General features: G+C 55.0%; 32 protein-coding genes. All 32 read right to left on the bottom strand.

Translation table 11 applies throughout. From position 1 onward, the window contains the following. Positions 1 to 118: 118 nt before the first annotated feature. The 32 genes from IPI56_10795 to IPI56_10950 all read right to left on the bottom strand — a co-directional run bounded on the left by IPI56_10795 (position 119) and on the right by IPI56_10950 (position 21249). On the bottom strand, positions 119 to 421 hold the full coding sequence (locus IPI56_10795) for a hypothetical protein (GenBank protein ID MBK7546209.1): 303 nt from the start codon (positions 419 to 421) through the stop codon (positions 119 to 121). An 11-nt stretch (positions 422 to 432) separates the two neighbouring features. Next, positions 433 to 1539: a N4-gp56 family major capsid protein gene (locus IPI56_10800; GenBank protein ID MBK7546210.1), complete on the bottom strand. Its 1107-nt coding sequence runs from the start codon at positions 1537 to 1539 to the stop codon at positions 433 to 435. Positions 1540 to 1558: 19 nt separating this feature from the next. Next, the gene (locus tag IPI56_10805; GenBank protein ID MBK7546211.1) at positions 1559 to 2662 is read right to left on the bottom strand and encodes a hypothetical protein; all 1104 of its coding nucleotides are present in this window, start codon (positions 2660 to 2662) and stop codon (positions 1559 to 1561) included. 4 nt (positions 2663 to 2666) lie between these two features. Beyond that, complete coding sequence (locus IPI56_10810) at positions 2667 to 2981, bottom strand: hypothetical protein (GenBank protein MBK7546212.1); 315 nt, start codon at positions 2979 to 2981, stop codon at positions 2667 to 2669. Further along, a complete protein-coding gene (locus IPI56_10815; GenBank protein MBK7546213.1) occupies positions 2959 to 4062 on the bottom strand; it encodes a hypothetical protein in 1104 nt (367 codons plus the stop codon). Before IPI56_10815 ends, IPI56_10810 begins: the two co-directional genes overlap by 23 nt. Beyond that, complete coding sequence (locus IPI56_10820; GenBank protein ID MBK7546214.1) at positions 3972 to 4967, bottom strand: hypothetical protein; 996 nt, start codon at positions 4965 to 4967, stop codon at positions 3972 to 3974. The genes IPI56_10815 and IPI56_10820 overlap by 91 nt, the downstream gene beginning before the upstream one ends. Continuing rightward, positions 4964 to 6310: a hypothetical protein gene (locus IPI56_10825; protein MBK7546215.1), complete on the bottom strand. Its 1347-nt coding sequence runs from the start codon at positions 6308 to 6310 to the stop codon at positions 4964 to 4966. The genes IPI56_10820 and IPI56_10825 overlap by 4 nt, the downstream gene beginning before the upstream one ends. Continuing rightward, on the bottom strand, positions 6307 to 6513 hold the full coding sequence (locus tag IPI56_10830; GenBank protein ID MBK7546216.1) for a hypothetical protein: 207 nt from the start codon (positions 6511 to 6513) through the stop codon (positions 6307 to 6309). Before IPI56_10830 ends, IPI56_10825 begins: the two co-directional genes overlap by 4 nt. A 2391-nt stretch (positions 6514 to 8904) precedes the next feature. After that, the gene (locus tag IPI56_10835; GenBank protein MBK7546217.1) at positions 8905 to 9084 is read right to left on the bottom strand and encodes a hypothetical protein; all 180 of its coding nucleotides are present in this window, start codon (positions 9082 to 9084) and stop codon (positions 8905 to 8907) included. Continuing rightward, positions 9081 to 9362, bottom strand: coding sequence for a hypothetical protein (locus IPI56_10840; protein ID MBK7546218.1), 282 nt, complete (start codon positions 9360 to 9362; stop codon positions 9081 to 9083). Before IPI56_10840 ends, IPI56_10835 begins: the two co-directional genes overlap by 4 nt. A gap of 115 nt (positions 9363 to 9477) precedes the next feature. Then, complete coding sequence (locus IPI56_10845) at positions 9478 to 10875, bottom strand: hypothetical protein (protein MBK7546219.1); 1398 nt, start codon at positions 10873 to 10875, stop codon at positions 9478 to 9480. 123 nt (positions 10876 to 10998) lie between these two features. Beyond that, complete coding sequence (locus IPI56_10850) at positions 10999 to 11313, bottom strand: hypothetical protein (protein ID MBK7546220.1); 315 nt, start codon at positions 11311 to 11313, stop codon at positions 10999 to 11001. 12 nt (positions 11314 to 11325) lie between these two features. Beyond that, positions 11326 to 11547 carry a hypothetical protein gene (locus tag IPI56_10855; GenBank protein ID MBK7546221.1) on the bottom strand — a complete coding sequence of 74 codons (222 nt, stop codon included), beginning with the start codon at positions 11545 to 11547 and terminating at the stop codon, positions 11326 to 11328. A gap of 34 nt (positions 11548 to 11581) precedes the next feature. Further along, positions 11582 to 12055 (bottom strand): HNH endonuclease, encoded by a 474-nt coding sequence (locus tag IPI56_10860; GenBank protein MBK7546222.1) that lies wholly within the window; start codon positions 12053 to 12055, stop codon positions 11582 to 11584. An 80-nt stretch (positions 12056 to 12135) separates the two neighbouring features. Beyond that, positions 12136 to 12753: a DNA cytosine methyltransferase gene (locus tag IPI56_10865; GenBank protein MBK7546223.1), complete on the bottom strand. Its 618-nt coding sequence runs from the start codon at positions 12751 to 12753 to the stop codon at positions 12136 to 12138. A gap of 65 nt (positions 12754 to 12818) precedes the next feature. Continuing rightward, positions 12819 to 13052, bottom strand: coding sequence for a hypothetical protein (locus IPI56_10870; protein MBK7546224.1), 234 nt, complete (start codon positions 13050 to 13052; stop codon positions 12819 to 12821). Then, positions 13049 to 13210: an excisionase family DNA-binding protein gene (locus IPI56_10875; protein MBK7546225.1), complete on the bottom strand. Its 162-nt coding sequence runs from the start codon at positions 13208 to 13210 to the stop codon at positions 13049 to 13051. Before IPI56_10875 ends, IPI56_10870 begins: the two co-directional genes overlap by 4 nt. Positions 13211 to 13830: 620 nt before the next feature. After that, positions 13831 to 13986, bottom strand: a complete 156-nt coding sequence (locus IPI56_10880) for a hypothetical protein (protein MBK7546226.1) — start codon at positions 13984 to 13986, stop codon at positions 13831 to 13833. 41 nt (positions 13987 to 14027) lie between these two features. After that, positions 14028 to 15053: a DNA adenine methylase gene (locus tag IPI56_10885; GenBank protein MBK7546227.1), complete on the bottom strand. Its 1026-nt coding sequence runs from the start codon at positions 15051 to 15053 to the stop codon at positions 14028 to 14030. Between the two features lie 85 nt (positions 15054 to 15138). Continuing rightward, positions 15139 to 15450, bottom strand: coding sequence for a hypothetical protein (locus tag IPI56_10890; GenBank protein ID MBK7546228.1), 312 nt, complete (start codon positions 15448 to 15450; stop codon positions 15139 to 15141). Further along, positions 15447 to 15827, bottom strand: coding sequence for a VRR-NUC domain-containing protein (locus IPI56_10895; protein ID MBK7546229.1), 381 nt, complete (start codon positions 15825 to 15827; stop codon positions 15447 to 15449). Before IPI56_10895 ends, IPI56_10890 begins: the two co-directional genes overlap by 4 nt. 9 nt (positions 15828 to 15836) lie before the next feature. After that, positions 15837 to 16073: a hypothetical protein gene (locus IPI56_10900; protein ID MBK7546230.1), complete on the bottom strand. Its 237-nt coding sequence runs from the start codon at positions 16071 to 16073 to the stop codon at positions 15837 to 15839. Between the two features lie 41 nt (positions 16074 to 16114). After that, entirely contained in the window at positions 16115 to 16390 is a 276-nt protein-coding gene (locus IPI56_10905; protein ID MBK7546231.1) for a hypothetical protein, read from the bottom strand. Between the two features lie 167 nt (positions 16391 to 16557). Next, positions 16558 to 17103: a hypothetical protein gene (locus IPI56_10910; GenBank protein MBK7546232.1), complete on the bottom strand. Its 546-nt coding sequence runs from the start codon at positions 17101 to 17103 to the stop codon at positions 16558 to 16560. A 136-nt stretch (positions 17104 to 17239) separates the two neighbouring features. Then, positions 17240 to 17737, bottom strand: a complete 498-nt coding sequence (locus IPI56_10915) for a hypothetical protein (GenBank protein MBK7546233.1) — start codon at positions 17735 to 17737, stop codon at positions 17240 to 17242. 734 nt (positions 17738 to 18471) lie between these two features. Then, positions 18472 to 18717 (bottom strand): hypothetical protein, encoded by a 246-nt coding sequence (locus IPI56_10920; GenBank protein ID MBK7546234.1) that lies wholly within the window; start codon positions 18715 to 18717, stop codon positions 18472 to 18474. A 316-nt stretch (positions 18718 to 19033) separates the two neighbouring features. Continuing rightward, positions 19034 to 19246, bottom strand: coding sequence for a hypothetical protein (locus IPI56_10925; protein ID MBK7546235.1), 213 nt, complete (start codon positions 19244 to 19246; stop codon positions 19034 to 19036). 763 nt (positions 19247 to 20009) lie between these two features. Beyond that, the gene (locus tag IPI56_10930; protein ID MBK7546236.1) at positions 20010 to 20276 is read right to left on the bottom strand and encodes a hypothetical protein; all 267 of its coding nucleotides are present in this window, start codon (positions 20274 to 20276) and stop codon (positions 20010 to 20012) included. A gap of 84 nt (positions 20277 to 20360) precedes the next feature. After that, on the bottom strand, positions 20361 to 20729 hold the full coding sequence (locus IPI56_10935) for a M15 family metallopeptidase (GenBank protein ID MBK7546237.1): 369 nt from the start codon (positions 20727 to 20729) through the stop codon (positions 20361 to 20363). After that, entirely contained in the window at positions 20722 to 20937 is a 216-nt protein-coding gene (locus IPI56_10940) for a hypothetical protein (GenBank protein ID MBK7546238.1), read from the bottom strand. The genes IPI56_10935 and IPI56_10940 overlap by 8 nt, the downstream gene beginning before the upstream one ends. Then, a complete protein-coding gene (locus IPI56_10945) occupies positions 20934 to 21101 on the bottom strand; it encodes a hypothetical protein (protein ID MBK7546239.1) in 168 nt (55 codons plus the stop codon). Before IPI56_10945 ends, IPI56_10940 begins: the two co-directional genes overlap by 4 nt. Then, complete coding sequence (locus tag IPI56_10950; GenBank protein ID MBK7546240.1) at positions 21091 to 21249, bottom strand: hypothetical protein; 159 nt, start codon at positions 21247 to 21249, stop codon at positions 21091 to 21093. The genes IPI56_10945 and IPI56_10950 overlap by 11 nt, the downstream gene beginning before the upstream one ends. Positions 21250 to 21268: the final 19 nt, after the last annotated feature.

Consider the following 21268-nt stretch of genomic DNA (forward strand, 5'->3'; position numbering starts at 1 on the left):
TGCCGGACACCGTACCCGTTACCGCGCCGAACAACGCCCATTGCTCACCTCTCAATCAAATTTGAGAGGGCATTCCACCCTCTCGCTCCGGATATACGCCGGAGTACAGTCAATTCATTTAACGACCAATGACGATCAGGGCAACAGTCGCCCCGGTCCAGTCGGTCGCGGCAGTGCCACCCGAGGCGGCAGTGGTCAGGGTGATAACCAACCCGCTCACGCTCGCGTAGGCAGTCTGCAACGCCGCATCGTTCCCCGCAGTAATCAAGGGAATAACAGCGGCGATTTCGGTGATCCCGTGCGTCGCAGCCGTCAGCGTCACGGTATCCGAAGCGGACGTGGGAACGCAGGTGACAACCAACATCTTGTAGTCGCCAGCGAACTCCGTCCGTTTGCTCAAGGTTCCAGTAATAGCGGCCATGTGATCTCTCCTTAGAGCTTCGCGGCGGCGTCGACGGCGATAACCCCAAATTCCTTGGAGTTAAACATCGTCTTCTGCAGGCCACCGATGAAGTTTCCGGCAACGCCTTCCTTGTTCTTGTAATCGAAGTTCTCGACCACAAGGGCGTCTTTGCTGGACGCCTGGGCCATCAGGATCGCCTGACGACCAACAAGCAAGTTACGCGCACAGTCGGCCGCGCAGTCCGTACCGACAGCCGCGCCACGGAACGAGTTGCCAGAGACCGAAATGTCCAGCCAAGGCACGTACTCGTTTTCCAGGAGCAACACGTTGGACCAAAAGCCCAACGCGCCACGGAACACGGGGTTTTTGTCGCCACGCATCTGCGCGTTTTCAACCGCCGTTTTCCAGTCGCTGGACATCCGAATATCGCGCGCCGAGAGAGGGTGCAGGTACATGACATAGAAGTCATCCCCGCCAACGCTCAAGGGTTGGATCTTCGGTTCCGCGAGTTTCGCCAGAGTCGCCGCTTTGGTCACCAAGTCAAGAGTCATGATGTCCGCATCAGCAAGCCCGTCCGTCCCGGTCGTTTCGGCGCACAGATACCGCGCACCGACGCCAGCCGCTTCGTCCGCATCGGGAATGAAGTCAGCCGTGTTGGACCACAACGCGCGACCACCAATGACTTTGCCATTGGTATCGACAAGGGTCGTGTTGGTCACGCCGCCAAGTTTCAAGAAAATCTGGCGGGCGATGAACTCTTTCATCCACACGCGCAGGTTCTCTTTAGCTTTGCCGATTTGATCGTACACGACCTTCTGGTTGTCCAACCGACCCGTCAGACGCACAGCATTACGGATTTGGTCGATAGCGACCACTTCCGCATAGCTGCTCAGCGACTCTTCGTTGCCTTCCAACTCGTCGTCACCGGTCACGCCGTCGCCACCCAAACGCGCCACCAAACCAAACGTCTGCTGGTCGCCTTTGGATTTCTCTAGGTCGCGGGACACCTGGATCACGTTGTCGGCACCTTCGCCCATGAACCGGGTCACGTTTTCAACATCTTTCATCACGTCATCAAGAAGCTCTTTTGACCATAGCTCTTGACGAAGCGCGTCAATGCTTACAGTATTAGCCATTGTTCGTCTCCTTTAGGTTTTACCCTCGGACGATCCGCTCGTAGCGGTCCGGGTGTTTTTCCCGGAACTTCCAACGTTCAACGGAAGTCATGGCATTGAGTTCTTTAAGGCCGATCTCGTCAACAGAGATGGTTCTTGATCCAGAACCAGATGCCACGCTCGCGCTGGACGCGCGTCTTTGGGTGTTTTGTTCTATGCGCTTCATCGCTTCGGGCGTATGGCCCCCGTTCGCCTTTTCGGGTTTTTCAGCCTTTGGCTTCCCGTGATCGGGGTGGTACTGCGCGATTTCGTAGGCGATATGAGCCGCGTTGTAATCGTCTGGACCCAACTTATCCGCCTCTCGTGCAGCCACCTGCAAATCTTTCATTAACTTTACAACCTTTGACTGTCTCCATTTTTCAGGCACAACTTCGTCCAGGTTTTGCATCACTTCACGCGCCCGGACAACAGCGTCGTCAAAATCTTGGTATACAGTCCGCGCGTACTCTTCTTGCTCTCGGTGAACCTCCGTTAACCGAACCTGCCGCGCCGTCATTTCCTGCTCTTCTTTGGCTTTCTTCGCTTCCATTTCTTTTAATTGCCGCAACGTCAAAGGTTTGTCTTCTTCTCCGCCAGTCTCGTCAGACAGAAGGGACGCCATATCACCTTCCGATTCCGAACTCTTAACCGCTGGATTTGTCCGCGCCCGCAACTCTTCAACCTCGCGCGCAAGGAGGTCACGTTCAGCCTCGATCTTTTGGCGTTCGCGCCGTTCACTTTTCATCCTGAAATAAAGACCGCGTTGCGGCGTCCCAGGCCCAAAAGCGTCAGCCCACGCCTTTTCCTGCTCCGGCGTCTTAAACGTAAAATCGGGTAAACCGGTCGGTTTCTTTTCCTGCACCTCTTCTTCAACCTTCTCTTCTGCCTTAGGCTCTTCCTTCGGTTCAACAACTTCCTGGACTGGTTCTTTCTTTTCTTCCTTCACTTCTTCTTTTGCCACCATCCCGCGCTTCTCGGCGGCGTCCAGTTCATCTTTCGTCCATCCGCGCTCTTTCAAAACCTCGCGCGTCGGTTTCGATTCGACTTCAACATTCGCAACCTCGGGAGCCGTCAGTTCGATGGTTTCCGTTGTATTTTCGCTCATGGCGTTAACCTCGCATCCTGTTGATCCAAAACCCTTTTCCATTGTTTCCGGCACGATAAAACGCGCGGTCTTTGCTTTCTTCGCCCACAATCACAAACCCGTCAGGTGCTTCAAAAAACGCCTGGCCTGGCGCAATCGGGTGCTTTAGAACTTCACGCGATTTCTCGATTTCGGGCGGATAAACAGTCCCTGCGACCCGGTCCACCGTTGAAACAGGTTTTTCCACTTTCACAGGCTCGATCGCCTGAACAGTTTGAATTTCTTTCGATTCCACCGGCGCGTCTTGCGCCGTATTTTTACGCCAACCCTTGGGGGGCATTGTTTCCTCCTGGATTCGCAGGGCCAACGGGTCCAGACATGGCCGCCGCCTGCGCTTGTTTAATTGACTGCGTGACCCGTTCCTTCGTCTCCCGTGGCAACTGGCTCTGATCGATCAAAACCTCGGGAGGAATAAGGCCTGGGTACGCAGCCGCAAACTCTTTTAATTCCGCCATCTGTGCCATCCGAATCGTCTCGCTGGACACGGATTCGCCCACGTTGACGTCGTATTTCCACAGATCGCCTTTCAGCACTTCGGCGATTGCAACTTCCGCCATGCCGTCGTCATAGCTCATGGGTTGACCATCTTCGTCCGTCATCGGTTCGGGTTGACCCGTTTGAGGATTCGCCAGCATCAGAGGCGGAAAACTCTTTTCAAGAAACGCTTGTCCTAAAACATTTTTCGCTGTCTCTGTGTCGTAAATCTCGCCCAACTGCGATAACAGGAAACGACCTGCGATCTGCCGCGTCCTGGACAGGTTGTCGAACAATTCCTGAACCATCAGAAGACCTTGTTTTTGGCGCAAGGCGATGGCACGTCCTGATTCCGCACCACCCTCCTGCGATGCCAGCAAGTCAGCGTTAATCCCAAGCTGTGCCTTGATGTCTTCGGCACTCTCCGCCGTCAGCGCCGCGTGGCCCTGCGACAAGGGCGTCGGATAGATCCGTTCCGGCTTCTGTCGGCCCTGCTTGTATTCAAGGTTCACGCCGGGCGCGGACCCGAAGTTTTGCACTTGCGCACGGTCCACCCATGCGTCCTCTTCTGTTAACCAACCACTGTTGGACGACGTATTGAGGTGGCGAAGCATCAACGTCGAGGCTTTGTTATGCCGTTCCTGCGCGTCTTTCACGCCATGCACGATTCCCTGCACCAGGAGGTGGCGGTCTTCGCCAGTCAGCGGAGCCGTCGAGAACCGTGCGTAGTAGGGGATAAAAGGGTAGGACTTCCACTTCGGATAGAACCAGGCGCGTTCGTTCGCCAATGGTTCGCTCATGCCAGGCAAATGCGCAAACAACCAGATTTCGGGAACTTTGCGCTCAATGATGGTGAACCGATCCGGGTTGCGCTTGGGTGGTGCCATTGGGGTTGCTGGCCGGTTACGGACGCGGTGACAACGCCGGACTGGTACACGGCATCATCGCTTTCGATTTGGCCAACATAGCTATCAATAAACGACTGCGCCGCCTCTTTGTCCTTTGCTTCCGTTATCTCACCGGTCTCACGGTCGCCAATGAAATAGTGCTTGACCCATTTCTTGTAATACCGCTCAATGAGGTCGTAGGTCTTTTCTTCTGGAAGGCCCATCGTGTCCCCGCCGCTCTTTCCGTAATCCTCCCGTTGGACGTGGTTGGCATCGTCGCCCATGCCATAATCGAGCTTGGCCCCGTTCATGTCGCAAATCTGCTTCTCTTTTTCCGGGTAAAGAGCGACAACAGCGTCCTCGCACAGGTCAATGCTTAGCTTGTAAACGTATTTGGCGTCTGTGAGGTCGTACTCCCTCGAATCGGGATCAATCAAAACAACCGCACCGTCTAGCTTTTTCCAGCACGGCTTTCCGTTTAGGATGTTCTCTGTGTTGTCCAGATACATTTCAAGGAACGATTCCCCGCACGTTGCCCCGTCTTTGAACTGGTCGGACGATTTGGCACCGAAATCGCTTGTCTTGATTGCGTGTTTAAACAACCCTGTTGCAATCTCCGCCTTAATGTCGTCCTCTTGCCCCTCCGGAAACGCTTTGAAATCGGTTCGGTTCTGCCTCTCAAGCCCGGTCAAAAGGAAAAGGTTTGCCTGAATCCGGTTGTCCGTCACCGGCTTGATCCCGGCCTGGGCCAAATTGGCAAGATCTTCGTCAGTCCACTGCTTACCAAGGCACCAAAGAAAATCCTCTTTTTCCCGCTTTATCAACTTCGATTTGTCCCGGTAAGCCCGTTGCAGGTCTTTGATCGAACGATCGCAATTTAAATCTTTTTCTTTTCCGTAGCTCATCCCAAAACCCCCACTGGGTTTTCACTAACCTTTGCGGCCCGCCGCAACTCGTACTGATCAACCTTCGAGTGAACTTTCGCTTGCCCCATCGCCCACAACCCAATCAGCAAAGCGTCCGCGTGGTCAGGGGACCGGCCGTACCGTTTCTTAATGTCTTCCTTGGCTTCAACCTTGAACTCGCCTGACGACTTCACTTCCTTGTACTTCGCCCAACAAAGCTCTTCGGTGGCCTCCGAATCGTTGGAAAGCATCTGAACGAACCCGTCACGGAACATGTCAGCGCCCTTCCCGTAGATCTCGGCTCGGCGGTTATAATACCCACCACCCTCCACGCGCTCGGACGCATTAACCGGGATAACGTGGTGCCCAAGCTCACGCAATCGATCCACAACACCGCCGCCGACTCCAATCTCGTCAATGGCAAAACTGCCAATCGCGCCGTTCTTGTGCGCGAACATCAACAACCGCCCCACCGTCTCCATCGTGTCCTTCTTCTCCCAAGACGCCTTGTCCAACACCTTCCCGTTCTCAATGGCGTAAACGACCGTCTTATCGTCGCCGTAACGCGCCACATCACACGAGACGATGCGTCGAAATGGAACGTGCGTAATGAGGTCGCGTTTCTTGGCCTTCTCCACCCAATCCGGGTGAATAATAATGTCGGAGGTGTCAGACTCTTCCCACGAATTGAGTACAAAACGTCGGTAAATCTTCGGGGACGACTGTTCCAGCTTTTTCCAATCGGCTATCGTGTCCGCAGGCAGATATTTCTCGGCGTCGAAACTTGTTGCTTCGTGAAGGTCGTAGTCTTTGTCCGATCCAACTTTCCACGTTCGGTAAATCCAGTTATTCCCGTTCGTGTTTGCCGTTAAAAATCCCGTTCTTCGTTTAACGTCCCGGCGCAATCGGCCGCGTAGGACGTTGAACGTCTCATCGGTTTCAAGTTCTTCCGCCTGCTCAATCCAGAACCACCCCAGGTTCATGTTTTGAACAACGCCGTGAATTTCTTCGAGGTGACGAAACAGGATTTCTGATTTGTTCGGGAACTCCACAGACCGCTCGGAAGAAATCTTAACACCCGTATACTTCTCAAAATCTTTGCAAGTGGAATCACGCAAATCCGTATATTCCCGTCGGAAGATAACGCCAAGGTTCTTCGGGCTCTCTTCGGAAAGGATCATCGCCCGTTGAATGCCAGCAAACGATTTACCAGTGCCCCACGCGCCCACATAGGCTGGGAACCGAGCTTCGGAAAATATGAAATTGTCCTGCGGCTTTAAGAGGTGGAAAACTTTATCGGCGTCTGTTACTTTTGCTTCTTCAATGTTCTTAACTTCAATCACGCTCGCACCACGACGATGCGCCCACTTATTTCACCGCTGTGTTCAACCTGTTGGGTGGATTTCCCCCATAGTCTGTCCATCACTTCACGCGCGGCGGCAAGCCTCACGTTCTTTTCCGCCGTCGGATCGTTCATCAATTCAGAGCAGAATTTGAAAGCCTTGATTGCGTCATCGGCGTAATCGCCGAGCCTCTCTTTCAGCACGGTAGCCGCCAACGGCTTCCTACCCGAACCGGGACGAGGGCCACCTCTTCCAACTTTCTCTTTAGGGATTGGGCGAAGGTTCTGGTTATTCATTGTGGAAAAAATTGATCCCTGCAACGCTTTTCAGCGCGGCAGGGATGGGCGATAGGCTTAAACAAAAATGGCGACAAGACCCCTCCGTGGGGCCTATCGCCTAGTTAAATTCTACATGGGCTCCGCAGTTCTTGCAAACCTTTTGATTGGCAGTTTTTGGCGCATTTCCACGTGGAACAAAACGCTTGTTGGCGCGGTAAACTGTCCAGACGCTGATGCTTAGGTCTCTTGCCACTTCTTTTGGGAGTGCCCCTGCTCGATGAGGGTGACTCTTTTCCAATCGTTGTAGTTTTTCCAGTATCGCATATTGGGTTTCGCCCCCCTTCTTTTGAACCCGGCTTTTCGTTGTCTTTGCGGTAAAGGCAGGGACCGCATTGGGCTTTAGTGGTACTGTAGGCCCCGGAAGGGTGGCGGATTAGCTTGTAGAACATGCCTTGACGGATTTTGTGGCAGGTATCGCATGGGGTGTGCATTCTTGAGGGTTCTGGTTCGAACGTCCAAGCGGATGGCGCGGATCTACTTTGTGGCATTTTTGCGGTTTCCTCCTGTCTCGGGAAAGCCCTTCCAGTTCCTGTTCCCCAACGGAGCCCCCACATCGTCCCCGTTGTGGGGAAGGCACCCGCCATCGCGGACGGAGACCACCAGGGCGGAACTGTTGCCGTTGGCCTGTACGGTGACGTACTTTACGAACATCTCTTGGCCGCGTTTATCGCACTGCTGGCAGACCAGGTGCTTGTTTGAACCACGGAGATCGACAAATGTCCACCCACTGACCTCGGATCGGCCTACCCATGCTTGTGCTGGTTCCATTACACCGTCCTTTTCTTTATCTTTGGATACCCGAAATCCCTGGGCTGTGTCACGGTCTTTATGTGCCCGCATACCCCACATTCGTCAACGTGCCAACAGGCGAGGTGGGTTTCCGGCATCTTTCCTCCGTTCTGTTCGGCGCAGGACGAGCAGATCCACTCGGGGTATTTGGCCTTTTTCATTCCGCAGATACGCTTTCGAGAACACTTAATCTGCTGAATTGCACTATGCGGAGCCTGTGACCGGGCCAGTGCCGAACGTAGTTGTTGGAAAATTCTTTTGCCTTCTCTCGGGTCTCGAACGCATCGCCGAAAACCCATCGGTACGATTCCCCCCACTTACCTTCGACGACGAAGATCGTCTTGGTGCCTTTGTTTGTGGAACTTTTCATTCGACTGATCGTCTCCTATGGTATTCAACGATGCGAATAGAGTGCTTAGGCCAGTACCGAACGTGGGTGTTGGCGAAGTCCAGGGCCTCCTCTCGGGTATTGAACGCATCATCAAATTCCCAAGGGAACGAGTCCCCGCATTTGACTTCGAGGACGAATAGCGTCTTAGGGCAGTGATATGTGGAACTTTTCACTCGTTACTCCTTTACCCAAAGCTCAACAACTTGGTCAGTTTGCGGGTCGTGGAAAACCGTCGGCCCCCACCCTCTCCGTTCCAGAAAGCCACAAACCACTGGAAACGGTGTTGGTACTTGGATTTCGTACCCGGCCTCTGTAAGTCCATCCCAGAGAAGGCGAAGGCTCCCGTTGCCGGGGTTGGCGGCGATAAGGCTCGACAAGACAACAATGTTGCCGTTCTTCCAGATGTAGGTTCCAGGAGACCACCTATCCCAGGTGAAATCCCAAGGCATATCTTCTCCTGGGGTATTGATCCCATCGCAAAGTCCGCGCAAATGATCCTCCTTAAATTATGGGCAGTTTATAGCCATGCCCAGGGCTCCCCGTAACGTGGGGCTGACGCACTTCTTTGACGGGCCGGGCTTGATACCGGCTCTGTGAATGACCGCACTCTGACAACAGCGTCCACGCGCCCATTCGTTTAGGTCATTCCGTTGTGTGTCCTTCCACACCGCCGTCAAATCTTGCCCCGTAACGTGGGGCAGGCGTTTAACAGATCGGTTCTCCCGATGGCCTTCGTTCCGGTAACCCATTCGATGCCAGCGAGCATAAATGCCCCTGGCAAACGGCGGTGGGTGTGGGTGTCCCATCCGCGCCCCGCAATGGCCTAAGCCGTGGGCCTGTCAAAGCTTTTCGATCGCGGACCGTTTTTTTTCTCCTACACGGCATTTTCGTCGCAGCAATGAACTGTTTAGAGTACCCACACACATCGCAATACTCGATGCCTGAAAATCTGCCCACCCCAGGATGAAACGAGACGTGGATCATCGCATTATTTTTGGTCATTTTATTTCCCCCTCTCCCGGAACTCCTCCACGGCTTTCGTTACGACCTCTTTAACGGCGGCTTCTTGGGGCGGGTCATGGCTTGAGCATTAGATCGGCATCGGGGGCCAAAACCGTTCTGCTTTTCCTTTGCGAAGAAACCGCAGAAATCCCGTCAACGGGAACGATCCCCCAAAACGATCCAGCGACTTCGATTACCACATCGTTATCTAAATCTTCGTCGAGAAGGGCTTGGATAAGTTCTTTTACGGTCATGGCTCCAACACCTCCAGGATTTTACAATCGAGCAGTGCATCCCCCCCAGAATCTTCGCATAGAAGCGAGGGAGCCTCACCCCACACTAAGGCGTGCAATTCTTTCAGCACGAAGCGAAGCCTTTCCACCTTCGCAATCTCCTCGTCCAGCCCCGCCTTGAACCCGGCGGCGTAGCCATTGTCCCACGCGGAAATCTTGCACTTGTCCCCACACCCGCATATATCGTCGCAGTCCTCATGCCCGTAAGGATTAGTCGGCCCCTCGCTCTTATCGGTCATTTTGCCTCCTCGCACCAAAAAATCCTATTCCCAATAATGATGTGGGCAAATTGGTCGCCACCGCAAAATGGGCAAATAACCTTATCGTCAGTCATTCCTCCCCCTTCACGGTCGGTCATGACACCACCTCTGGAAGGAACGCGCGGATTTCCTCATCGGTCTTCTGTTCCGGAGAGTCCATCCCAAGAATCCACGCGCGGGCGTGAATCGCCCGTTTAGTGTTAGGGGGGACGGCCTGTGCATACCAGTATCCAGGAACCGAGGCGTGTTCGTAGTAAAGGTACTTTCGGCTGATCTGCCCAACAAGAAGCTCTTTTAGTTCGTAGACGTTCCCGCCCTTTGTGTGGCAGTCCACGAAGGTATCAACTGTCTTTGCTCCGACCGCCTTTAGCATCCTCTCCGCGCCAATTTTCCGGATTATTTCACGCTGAACATCGACGTTCTTTTCGTTGAGCGCAAGCATCGGGTCGATCTTCCCGGCATCGGTCATAACGAGCCACTTTGGAACACGAATGCCGTTTAGGTGGTAAATCTCGAAACCGTCGCGCCACCGGTGGGATGGACCGGTTGCGCAGTGCGCCCTTCCCCTCGAGTCTGTTTTAAGCACCTCGGGGAAGTCAGATACGATGCAAAACTTTTCGTGCATGACACGGAAACCACCGTAGGTCGCCGCGTCCTCCCACGCCTTGTACTGTTCCCAAACCGGGAGCCCTGTAAGGCCGATCACGTCCCGCATGGCCTCGACGTAACAGGGTAACATCGCCCACATGTTTCCACCTTGGTACACATCGGCCCACTTTTTTACTCCCTCAAGAGCTGCCCGAAAACGAGCCCCTACAAACTTCTTAGCGAGATAAACCAACCAGTCTTTTTTTTGTTTGGTGGCGGCGTCGGTGGCGTCGGTGGCGGCGTCGGTGGGCGTCGGTGGCGGCGTCGGTGGCGTCGCGGGTGGCGACGAATGTGGCGGCGTCGGTGGCGTCGAATGTGGCGGCGCGGGTGGCGGCGTCGGTGGCGTCGGCAGTGTGGTGGCGGCGTTGGTGGCGGCACGGGTGGCGGCGACGGTAGCTTCGCGAGTGGCGTCGAATGTGGCGGCGTTGGTGGCGGCGTCGGTGGCGTCGAATGTGGCGGCGCGGGTGGCGGCGTCGGTGGCGACGCGGGTGGCGGCGTCGGTGGCGGCGGCAGTGGCGTCGAAGGTGGCGGCACGGGTGGCGGCACGGGTGGCGGCGACGGTAGCTTCGCGAGTGGCGTCGAATGTGGCGGCGTCGGTGGCGGCGTCGGTGGCGTCGGTGGCGGCGTCGGTGGCGTCGAATGTGGCGGCGCGGGTGGCGGCTTCGGTGTCGGAGGCGGTGGCTTCGACGGATTTAAGCTTACCACGCAAGGCCCACCAACAGGAAGCCACCCCGTAGGCACAAGCCATCACGAAGGGGACGGAACCACAACAACACGCGGCTTTTTTAAACCCGCAGAAGCGTAGAGCCTTTCGATAGCGTCCGTGATCTTTGTAACGTCGCACCGCCCCGTTTTAAAAGCGATGGATTTCCACTTTTCAACAAGCGCACCCATCCGCATTTTCTCTTCTGACGTAATGCCTCCCGAGGCTCGCGTCGGAGTTCGAACAATTTTCATAGTCCACACCTCAGTCGATGACATTTCGAGTTTCTTCGGTTTCGTAGTCGTAAACACGTTCAATCGCCTTCTTATAAATACCAGGTTTCAGCGTCTGTATCCCGTGTTCCTCGTGGTTGATCCTGGCCGATTTTTCGACGCGGACGTAAATGTCACCGTTGTGTTCAAAGAGCATGACTCCCTCTACGTCCTCAAGGATGTGCGTGTGGACACCTTCCCCACGCTCCAAGACAAACCCTTTGACGGCCTTTATTTCCTTCGCCCCTTTGGGAACACACACAACCGAAACAAGCAACAAGTCGCCGTGCTGGTTAGAAACTTTCATTTCATTCTCCTTTTATTTTATCTTTACGCCCCACGCCGCCATTCCAATCAACTCCATATCCGCCCACTTGGGCCGTAGGTAGGCAACGGATCGCCCCTTGAGGCAGTGACAATACCCTTGCGCTCCCCACGGCTTCGGTTCCGTCACCACCATGAACGCGCCGCCGAACACGTCCGGCTGGTATTCCGGCCGAAGCTGAACGACCATTCCAGGCTTCAAGTCCATCGGTTCCATCAATCCACCGTCCTTTTAAAAATCCCCATGAGGGTCATAAAAGCGAGGGCCGCTTGGAGCGGGACTTATTGAGTCGCGTCAGCAAAGCTATCTTGCAAGTCGGACTACATGTCTTTTGACGTTTGCGCTTCGTTTTGTGCGGCGTAAATGTTGAACCGCAGACGACGCATTGCTTAGTTAGCGGATACTTTAGGTTGTGAAGTCGACCATGATCAAGGGCCGTCATAATCTCAAGGTTTTCTATACGGTTATCGTGTTTGTCGCCGTTTTTATGATGAACCAATTCATCCTTTGTTAACTTACGACCAAGAAAGCCTTCCATCAAAACCCTGTGCAATGGCCTTTTCAAATCACCCCATGAAGTCCTCTTATATTCTGCCTTCGTAGGCAAACTTCTCCCCGCGCATCTACGAGAACAAAAACGCTGGGTGTTCCAATGTGCAAAGCCTAAATGCGGGTCTCTCTTGAATTCCCGACGGCATTGTTGGCATTGTTTAGAAAGTATCACTCGGTCCCCCTAAGATGATCCACGCGGCCGCCGCACACGGTGGGACTTGCCCGTTGCCCAACCCTTTGAGACGGTCCACCCTAGAGGCCACCCATTAGCCACTCTACCCACGTCGGGTTCAGTTTTCCACCAACCATTCTCCAAGGTTCCCCTTCCCCCTCCGTGTTGACTTTGTGCAAAACGGCGTTGGCCCATCCCGCGGGCGTGGGGAAAAGCTCCCTGTCCCTGAGAGTTTGTTTGCCCGTGGCGTTGGCCAGGCACCACCATCTATCTCGCCTGTGCGGGGCACCAACCTGGTCAGCGCCCAAACACGTCCACCGCGCGTCATACCCGAGGAGGGCCAAATCACCGAGGACGGTCCCAATGAACCCGTTGGAAACAAGTCCCGGGACGTTCTCTCCAAAGAACCATCGGGGCCGAATCTCCCCAAGGACTCGCACAACCTCAGGCCAGAGATTTCGGTCGTCCAACGCTCCACGTCTTTTTCCAGCGACCGAATGAGGCTGGCAAGGGAAACCCGCTGAGACGCAATCCACTCGTCCTTTCCAAGCGGATGCGTCGAACAGCCGAATATCTCCCTCGAACACTTGCAAGCCTGGGAACCATCCTTCGGCGGCTCGTTCCCGGAGGATTTGGCAACAATAGGGGTCCCATTCAACAGCGGCAATTGGCTCATGTCCAAGGATTAAATCGGCCAACAGACCACCGCCGGCCCCCGCAAACAAATGGAGCGTTCGCACTCAAACAGACTCCCCCGTCCGATCTACAAGTTCCACCATTCGGTCTCCTCACTTTCCACGAGTTCAGCGGCATCCCACCCTTCGTCTACCGCATCAGCGGCAGGGGGTTTCGGGGTGGTCTGTGGCACGTTTTCCACCTTTACGGCCTCCGGGGCCTTCTTTACCGCCGCAGGCTCCTGGGGGCGGTTTTGTGCGTTTGCGGCGAACCATTCCGGACGGCGGGCTTTTAGGGCCGCGATGAATTCGTCGAAGTTCATAGAAATTTTTTAACATCATCCAGGGCTATGTAGCGAACCTTTCCAGGCTTCCACGACTTAATCCGCCCGCACCTAACCCACCGGCAAAGTGTTTCTCTACGCAGGGAGAGCAAAAAAGCAACCTGCTGAAGTGTTAAAAAACCACTGGGCGTTTTCACTAAATGTCACAAATCCTTCGACGGTAATGTCACACATCGTCACAAATCGTCACACATCGTTTTTTGCGAACCCAGTAGGTCGGGGTTCAAAGATTTATCGCCTCTGACGGAACATTAAGGCCGACCCTTACTCCGCCCCGGGGCTCCCCTCGGCGGTAGGTTTGGCATGTTCCCGACCCCGCTGTAGGGGGCGTGTAGGTGGGAGGGTTCGCTTGTTCCCTGCCTACGGGCACTGGAAGGACCACTCTTGTGAATGCCCCTTCCAGAGCCCTGCCCCTTTCGCGGACGGCTATTGTTCGGTTTCGAAGCCGTTACAACCTCAACCACGCTATTTGTGAATCCCGACGTGATCCGGGAAATAAAAATCCCCTTGTGGAATCTGGGCTGGAATGTGCGCCTGCACACGTCCCAGACCCCACAAGAGGATCTTTTTGCAGGCGAGAGCCGTTCCAGTCGGCTATGACTTACACTCATAAAATATTATTCTTTTGGAGCAATGTCAAGTTTTTTTTCTCCGTCGGTAAAGTGGAGCCTGGTTCTGGAATTTCACCAGATAGCTTTCCACTGATTGGGTGGTAGCGCGCTCCCAGGCAAATTGTTTCGTCCATGAGCTAGGTAAATCAAACCTTCTCCATTCGTCTCAAAACACTCGCCGCCAACTCAAGGCAAGGGACGTATCCCCGCAGGGTTTTGCACTCGCTCGGCGTCAGCGTCTTTCGGTAGTTGTCCAGTCCGATCAGCATGATCCGCAAAACGTCCTCCATTTCCTCGGTCATCGCGGATCGGCACGGGCACGAGTGGTGTAGTCCGTTGCAACTCATCGGAAAAGATCAGAGGAAAGGCAATGTGGCGACATGAATAACGTCTCCCGGTGCCTGTTCGCTTTTCCCCTGGCGTCCGATCCATCCTTTGCGATATTCCCATACCCACCCTGGGCGGACCACGCATTGACACGCCATCCGTCAGCCACCAAGCTCTTGTATTCGTCTGAATACCCGGCGACGACGATACGGTAATCCGGCAACCGACCGCGCTCAAGACACCACTTTTCAACGTCTTTCCCGACGGTAGTTGAATCGTGGTGGTAAACATCCGTGTTCCGATCCTCCACGGAATACGGCGGGTCGAAGAACATCCCGACGGTCCCCATGTTGTTTTGCCAGTTCCCGCCGCAAACGCGGGTCCAGTCGCCGCAGACAACACGGACGAACCGCAGACGTTCCGATAAAGCGCGGAAATTCTTGTAAATGTTACCGTTGAACACTTCCCAACCGACGCCCTTCCCGCCTTCTCTGACGTGGGGTCTTTTGCTCTTCGCGTGGACGCCCATCCCGCCGCTGCCGACGTGGGGTATTTGGCCCTTCGCGTGGACGCCCATCCCGCCGTGACTGACGTCGGGTATTTGGCCCGGTCTTGTCAGCCCGGACCCGATCCAGCACGACGCCGCCCAAATCCAATACCCGGCCATGATCGGGTCGTGCCACTTTTCGTCGGCACACAGGTTTTCCAAGAGCCTCGCCTCGTTTTTAATCAACGCGGCTTTGCGTGCGATCAAGTCCGCATGGTTCACGGGCCAGTCGCACCACCGCGCCGTCTCGTCTGGAGAAAATCGCAACGCCCGCCAAACATTGCAGACGAAACCGTCTTTATCATTCACCGTCTCTACGTTGTCAGTCTGTTTGAATCGTGGGCGGGCCAACAAAACCGCACCGGACCCGAAGAACGGCTCGATGTAGTGCGGAACATCGCCAATAGCGTCCCAAACAACGGATGCGACTGTGGATTTGCCGCCAAAATACGGGAATGGGGCCGAAAAATCATCATCCCCGATAACATCGTTCATCGCGCCCTCAATAGGAACCACGCCAGAACCGCCCACGGCGTCGCCGGGACGATAACCAAAAGCCAGAGGTCGGCCAGGAGGTGTTTCATTCGGCAAGCCCCTGTTCAATCACCAGGGCCTCCAAGAGGACAAGGTAATTCCGGGCGTCCCCTATCTTTTCACGAAGCATGGCGCGGCTGACTCTTTTGCCATTCGCAATTTCTCGGCATGAGACGAGGTGTTTTGTGAGATACCCCCAAAGAGCAATTCCCGGAGTAGTTCCGGCAATCGCGGCCCCACCGTAAAAGTTCTCTAGTCGGTTCTTCCCGGATGCGTATTCACCAGCCTTGGCGCAGAGCGTCTGGCGTTCATGGGCCGTTATTTCGTCAAACAATGTTTGGAATCCTTCGTGGTTCATCTCGCCGCCCCCAGGTAGCTCAAGATCTGGTCCTTCGCGTCTTCCCACCCCCAGGCGACAACCGCGACGTACCCCTGGCCAGAGAGGATTTTCATCATCTCGTTTTGCGCCGGAGACAGCCGGGCCGTCTTGGATGGGGCCTTTAGTTCTATCGCCAACCCGTGGTAGCCCTGGGACGGGATGAAGAGGACGAGATCAGGCATCCCCGCGCGCTGGCCTTCCGCCTTCATGTACGCCCCGCGCCGGGCTTGCCTCCACCCACCGGCTCGGCCTTGGTTCGGAATGGCAACCAAAGTGCGGGCGTCAATCCCCCGCCTGTTCGCTTCCAGAGCCCACCAGTTCACCAAAGCCACCTGATGCCCATGTTCGATGTTCATCAACCCCCCTTAGAACCCCATACCAAGTTGTCCGTTCTTTTCCTTCGATGGCATATAGTAGGCTGTCACCGTCTTCCCGGTCTCCGTCTTTTGGTTAGCTTTCCTAATGTCATAACCCATATCAAGCAATTCTCCGATCCTCGCGGCCAGGCGCATACTCCGAATTTCCGGGTCGTTCAGAGCGTCAATCGGGGTCAGAACATCGCCGCGTTTTAATCGCCAAAGAATTGCTTCGTTTTGGCTCATTCAGAACGCCGCCCGCATCGACGCCGCCCGCTTCGCGGCCATCAGCTTTCATAGAGGCGGACGTGGGCGCTTTCAGCCGTTACGCAGTCCAGGCACATAATGTAATAGCCCTCGTCGTTGTCCACCATTGCCCGCAACTCCGTCGCCGTGGTTTCACGTCCGGCAAGCTTCGCCTTGAACATCAGGTAAAGACGAGCCGCCTCTCGCCGCTTATCGGCCTCGGCCTTCTTCCAAACGGCCAGGGCGTCCGCCACAAGGTCGGGAAGGCTTGAAAGCTCGCCTTCAAGACCCCCGTCGTATGGGGCGCTGACTTCCATTATTTCGCGTCCTTCGGTAGACGTATTGAGATGGAAAGCGGGAACTCCCGTTGAAGCGGTTTGGCCCCCCGCTGTCTCATTCTCGAACACCCGCTTCGTCGCCAGGAAAACGTCAAACTTGTCATCAAGCTCTGTAAACTTCCAGCCGCTTTTGGATCGTGTATACCCTACCTGCAAAACCCCGATCCGCGTGGCGTCGGGGATGCACTTTTGTAGGCGGACAGCTGGAGAGCGTATTCAGGATAGACGGATTTTGAGCTTTTCAGGTCAATAACCCAAACTTCTCCGTTTATCTTGACTTTGAGATCGACCGTCCCGGCGTAGTTGTGTTCGTCGTTCCAGATAAGAAACTCCGACCCCAACACTTCCGGCCGCGTCGCCTCGAACCAGTCCCGAAAGTTTAGGACGGCGGCGTATTCGTCCACCGCCAGTTCCACGCCGTCAAACTTCATGTCCGGCGTGACGGTTCCGCCACCCACCAAGGCGGCGACGGCGGCATGGATACGCGACCCACGCGCTCCGGCGTCCGTTTTTTTCTTCTCTGCTTCGTCCCACCCCTGCTCGGCGATCCACTTAGTTAACTGTGGACCCTTTGGGTAGAACGATGTGATGTATGTCACCGACGGGGCGTATTCGTAGTCCGGGAGTCCGGTCGTCTTGTTCTTCGACGGGCGGATGTAAAACCGCTCGTTGTCCGTCGTAACGCGGAACACCCCCGCGCCGGGTCGATATCGACGATTTCCTTTTTCATCAGAATCCGGCCTCGGGTTCAACGTCCGGCTCCTGGGCGTCAGGTTCCGGCTCAACCTCATGCCCGCCGCTCGGCGCCTTGGCGTATTCCGGAGACTTTTAACCATGTCCTGAAGTTTGGGGGGACAGCTTTGAAAACGCAATGGAGTCGTATTTGTCCAAGTCGAAGTCGACAATGGGAGTCGTGTTGGTCGGAGCGGGCATACCCTTCGGTAGCTTGGAAACGCTGGAAACTCGAATCCGCTGTTTTTCGTTCAAGATCAGGGATACAAGGCACGGTTTCCCCAACAGCTTTGAAAGAGGGAACCCTTTCAACTCTTCCGTGGAGAACGCCGCGCCGCGCCATGATTCAAGCATGGGCCGAAGTTTTGATTTCTCGGACAGTGACGCGGTATAGAATGAACTCACACGAAACGGTTCGCCCTTGGAATTCTTCTCGGTCAGTTCCCACCCAAGAATTACCTGCCGCCGCTTGATCTTGTTGCCCTGATATTCACCTTCTTGGGTTCCTAAATCAATGACCTGATTGCATACCGCCGCGTAGCTTCCCGGTTCGGGATTCTCGAAACTGCCAGCCCCTTCGTTAACCATGACCATTTGCTTCTCCTTTTGCGTTTATGCGCCGCTCGCGCTTTTTAAATCTTCCGGGCCGACGGTGTGCGTCCAGCCCGGTTCCGCACGGTGTCTCTGCAGGAGAACCCCGTGGTCACTCCGCGCTTGTGCGGCGCGGTCGCGGTGTTGCAACATGGGGCGGAGGGGTGGCTTTGAAGTCCCGTAGCCGCCCGGGCCTCGCTGTAATGGGACACCCTTACGGACTCCGCCATAAATTAAATCGACTACCAACCGCGTCGTTGCTGTTTGTTATACGGAGCTTGCCAATCGTATTGGACGTTTTTATTCCTATCGTTGTAGTCGTATCGATTGGTCACGCCGTCACCATCCGAGTCTTTGTCTAAAGTCTCGGATCGTTCGTAGCTATGACCCCAAACATCTTTATGTTTACGGGAATTGTCCCCGTAGTCGTAGGCGTTAACTAACCCCGCCGCAAAGAGAACCACGACAGCACTAATTAGTTTTCTCATTGGATTCCCCCTTTACACAAAACAAATGCTTATCACCGATTGATTGGTTTGTTGACCACGCCCACTTTGCCGCCATCGCCAGCAGAGCGGAAATGATGAGGGCGTAGACCACCTTGGCCACCTCGCTCCACTTCCCGCGTTGCGAACGGCGGATACACGCCGGGCACCGCCTTCCGTTTTCCGGGACAGGCCGCCATCCGCATTGAAAACAGAAAGGCATGGTCTCCCGGTGGATCGCTATCCGGCTCATCAGTCCGCTCCGTTGTTTTTAAGCTCTTCGTAGTAGAAACGATCCCGCGCCTTGCCCGGTACGACGAACCCGCCACAGTCACAGTTCGGCTTCCAGCAGAGCATGGCGACCCCGTGGTGGTCGTCGGCAATGTGCCCGCAGTCGCACTTGTCTTTGGGCTGTGGCAGTTCGGCAACGTCCGGCGGGTTAAGCCACCGGGACTCGGCCCTGGCGAAGTCGTCGTTTTCTTGGAGTGTGAAGATCATGGCTTCCCCTCCGCTTTGGCGATTGCGGCACACGCCGGACAAGCCGGGACGCCCGTATCACCCCTGCGTAGGCACCGTTCCTGCGCACACGGAGAATCGTGGACGTCTTTTAAGGCGGCCAAAAGTTCCGGCGCGACGGCGATGAGGCGGGCATTTGATTTTGCTGTCTCTTCATCATAGTATGATGATCCATCCCAGGGGCCGACTACTCGGCATAACTCGATGGAGCTATTCGGTCCAGTTTTGGGGAATATCTCTGCACAGTCCCCCGATAATTCCCACGGTCCCGGTGTGTGCGTCGTTCGCGGTTCAGTTTTCATGGCCGCACCCCCGATTTGAGCAACGCCCGAGCGTAGTTGCGGTTTTGTTCGTCGTTTTTCCAGACCCGCTTCTCCATCTCTGCTTTCAACCGGGCTTCTTTCCGCCAGAGCGAAAGGCGTTCCTCGACCGAGTCCGTTGCGTTGTACAACCGTTTGTACCCGTCCACCGTGGCCCGGAGAATGCAGTTAGGCAATATATGCTCAGACATGACGGCCTCCTGTTTTGAGTTTGTTTTTCGCTTGTTGTTTCGGGGTTGCCCATCTGCAATTCGAAGGTTCATAATCTCCGTTACAATTAATCCTGTCAATCGTGTGCCTCGGTGTCGGTTTCTTCCCCATGTCACTTAAAAATAGAGCGAACGAGTCTTCCCATCGAGCGCAAACTTTTATTCCCCGTCCGCCGTAGTATTTGAATTTTTCGTGTTTCACATTCAAACACCTTCTTATCATACAGCACCAAGACACAAATTCTGAAGGATTTGCTTTCCGAAGAACCGCGTGTTTGCCTTTATATCTTTCACACCCACAGGATTTGTGATCTCCACGGATGAAATTACTTAACCTCCTGAAAATTTCATTCCCGCAGTCGCACACGCCGCGCCAAAGTTCCGTTTTCTTACCACTCACGAGAACAAGCACTGGTTCTATGATTGTCATTTTTCCGAACTTCTCACCACAAAAAGAAACCCCACCGTGGAAGTCGGTTGCCCGACCCTCGAACCACGATGGGGAAATAGTTAACCCGCCATTCCGCGAATGCAGAATGTCGGGTGTCGTTTTATATGGGCGTTCGAGGTTTCCCATGACTTGAGTATGCCATAGGTTCGGTTTCTTTTCAACCCCCTATTCTACCGTCGGGACACCGTCGGAAAACTATTTTTTGCGCAGTTAATGTAAAAAACCCCGCCGATTGACCGGCATTCCGTGCGGGTTCTACAACCACACGGTTGCCGGTTTCGGCGGGATTTCTTTTTAGAGGCCGATCTGCTTTGTCGCCGTTGCACGGGAATAGATCCCAAGAGCCCCAAGAATCGTCAGAACGATGGGCGGAATCCCCGGAAGCCCTGGGACAATGTTCGCCTTCACCAGTTCATAAGTCCCAATCAGAACCACCACCACGTTTGACCACAGCGTTTTCGAGAGATACCATTTCTTTTTGTCCATGACGCCCTCCTGTAGTTTTATTTTCTTTGCCAATTTCTTGACAGCTATTTTTACGATCCAATCCTTTAGGCCCATCGTTCCTCCTAGAGAACGTCGGCAGGGTGATACTCCACGAAAACCGTGCCGACTCCAACTTGCGTAAAAACCATTCAGCCAAGTTCATCCTGGCATCTGGTAATGCGGCGCATCCGGAAACTTTTTCCAGTCGATCCCGCACTCCACTTTGATATTAAGCCGCTTCGCCTCCGCCTTCACAACAGCTGCCAGGGCGTCGAATCTGGCAAGGTCGTTCCAGTCTATCGGAAAAGGCACAACATCGACGGCCAGGGCCGGGACCTTGTTGTGCTTGCTATTTGGCCATTCCAGCTTCGACTTCCCTTCGGCGAAAGCCTTGTCTTGGTCGGCGTGTCCCCGGTGTCCACAAATTACGGCGCAGTCGATTTTTTCGATGACCGCATTGAAAAGCCGTTGTAGGTCCGGGTGCGCCGTCGCCAGTTCCTTCTTTGACCGTTTCCCAAACTTAGGCATCCGTTCCTCCTCCGTAAACTCTGTAGGCGTGGGTCAGCATCCGCAGTTCCGCTTCCAGCCGCGCCACGCCGACCCCGCGATGGACAGCCACCCGGAGCCACGGAACGCCGTGGATCAAACGTATCTCCGGCTCGCACGGGCAATCGCTGGCCCGCCCCGTGTCGTTGTGCCCGCCCGCGCGGGGCATGATGTGCAGGTATTCCGTCACGACCGCGCGTCCCAGTGGCGGCGTTCTTCCACCACCATCTTGTCTTTACAGTCCGGGCAAAGATTCGGCCCGCGTTCGGCATCACCGAACACCTGTTGACCAACAAAACTTTGATCCGTATCGTCCCACATGCGCCCGCACGCCTTGCAAATATCAATCCCCATCGTTCCCCCGGAGCATCCAGAAGATGACAAGCACGAACGAACAAGCGAATGACACGATCAGAACCACAACCCCCTGGGCGATGACAGGCAATTCGTTCCAGAGCCCGACGTAAAACCGTACCCGCTCACACACATGGTCGAGTGTCATCGTTGTGTCCTCTGGTTGG

It is taken from the genome of Elusimicrobiota bacterium (assembly GCA_016706425.1).
In the GTDB taxonomy this organism is placed as follows: domain Bacteria; phylum Elusimicrobiota; class Elusimicrobia; order FEN-1173; family FEN-1173; genus JADJJR01.

Excerpts from the sequence above, each read along its gene's own strand:
- IPI56_10795 (MBK7546209.1), bottom strand. The coding sequence starts at position 421 with ATGGCCGCTATTACTGGAACCTTGAGCAAACGGACGGAGTTCGCTGGC.
- IPI56_10800 (MBK7546210.1), bottom strand. The coding sequence starts at position 1,539 with ATGGCTAATACTGTAAGCATTGACGCGCTTCGTCAAGAGCTATGGTCA.
- IPI56_10805 (MBK7546211.1), bottom strand. The coding sequence starts at position 2,662 with ATGAGCGAAAATACAACGGAAACCATCGAACTGACGGCTCCCGAGGTT.
- IPI56_10810 (MBK7546212.1), bottom strand. The coding sequence starts at position 2,981 with ATGCCCCCCAAGGGTTGGCGTAAAAATACGGCGCAAGACGCGCCGGTG.
- IPI56_10815 (MBK7546213.1), bottom strand. The coding sequence starts at position 4,062 with ATGGCACCACCCAAGCGCAACCCGGATCGGTTCACCATCATTGAGCGC.
- IPI56_10820 (MBK7546214.1), bottom strand. The coding sequence starts at position 4,967 with ATGAGCTACGGAAAAGAAAAAGATTTAAATTGCGATCGTTCGATCAAA.
- IPI56_10835 (MBK7546217.1), bottom strand. The coding sequence starts at position 9,084 with ATGACCGTAAAAGAACTTATCCAAGCCCTTCTCGACGAAGATTTAGAT.
- IPI56_10840 (MBK7546218.1), bottom strand. The coding sequence starts at position 9,362 with ATGACCGATAAGAGCGAGGGGCCGACTAATCCTTACGGGCATGAGGAC.
- IPI56_10850 (MBK7546220.1), bottom strand. The coding sequence starts at position 11,313 with ATGAAAGTTTCTAACCAGCACGGCGACTTGTTGCTTGTTTCGGTTGTG.
- IPI56_10855 (MBK7546221.1), bottom strand. The coding sequence starts at position 11,547 with ATGGAACCGATGGACTTGAAGCCTGGAATGGTCGTTCAGCTTCGGCCG.
- IPI56_10870 (MBK7546224.1), bottom strand. The coding sequence starts at position 13,052 with ATGAACTTCGACGAATTCATCGCGGCCCTAAAAGCCCGCCGTCCGGAA.
- IPI56_10880 (MBK7546226.1), bottom strand. The coding sequence starts at position 13,986 with ATGACCGAGGAAATGGAGGACGTTTTGCGGATCATGCTGATCGGACTG.
- IPI56_10885 (MBK7546227.1), bottom strand. The coding sequence starts at position 15,053 with ATGAACGATGTTATCGGGGATGATGATTTTTCGGCCCCATTCCCGTAT.
- IPI56_10890 (MBK7546228.1), bottom strand. The coding sequence starts at position 15,450 with ATGAACCACGAAGGATTCCAAACATTGTTTGACGAAATAACGGCCCAT.
- IPI56_10895 (MBK7546229.1), bottom strand. The coding sequence starts at position 15,827 with ATGAACATCGAACATGGGCATCAGGTGGCTTTGGTGAACTGGTGGGCT.
- IPI56_10900 (MBK7546230.1), bottom strand. The coding sequence starts at position 16,073 with ATGAGCCAAAACGAAGCAATTCTTTGGCGATTAAAACGCGGCGATGTT.
- IPI56_10905 (MBK7546231.1), bottom strand. The coding sequence starts at position 16,390 with ATGGAAGTCAGCGCCCCATACGACGGGGGTCTTGAAGGCGAGCTTTCA.
- IPI56_10915 (MBK7546233.1), bottom strand. The coding sequence starts at position 17,737 with ATGGTCATGGTTAACGAAGGGGCTGGCAGTTTCGAGAATCCCGAACCG.
- IPI56_10920 (MBK7546234.1), bottom strand. The coding sequence starts at position 18,717 with ATGATCTTCACACTCCAAGAAAACGACGACTTCGCCAGGGCCGAGTCC.
- IPI56_10925 (MBK7546235.1), bottom strand. The coding sequence starts at position 19,246 with ATGTCTGAGCATATATTGCCTAACTGCATTCTCCGGGCCACGGTGGAC.
- IPI56_10930 (MBK7546236.1), bottom strand. The coding sequence starts at position 20,276 with ATGGGCCTAAAGGATTGGATCGTAAAAATAGCTGTCAAGAAATTGGCA.
- IPI56_10935 (MBK7546237.1), bottom strand. The coding sequence starts at position 20,729 with ATGCCTAAGTTTGGGAAACGGTCAAAGAAGGAACTGGCGACGGCGCAC.
- IPI56_10945 (MBK7546239.1), bottom strand. The coding sequence starts at position 21,101 with ATGGGGATTGATATTTGCAAGGCGTGCGGGCGCATGTGGGACGATACG.
- IPI56_10950 (MBK7546240.1), bottom strand. The coding sequence starts at position 21,249 with ATGACACTCGACCATGTGTGTGAGCGGGTACGGTTTTACGTCGGGCTC.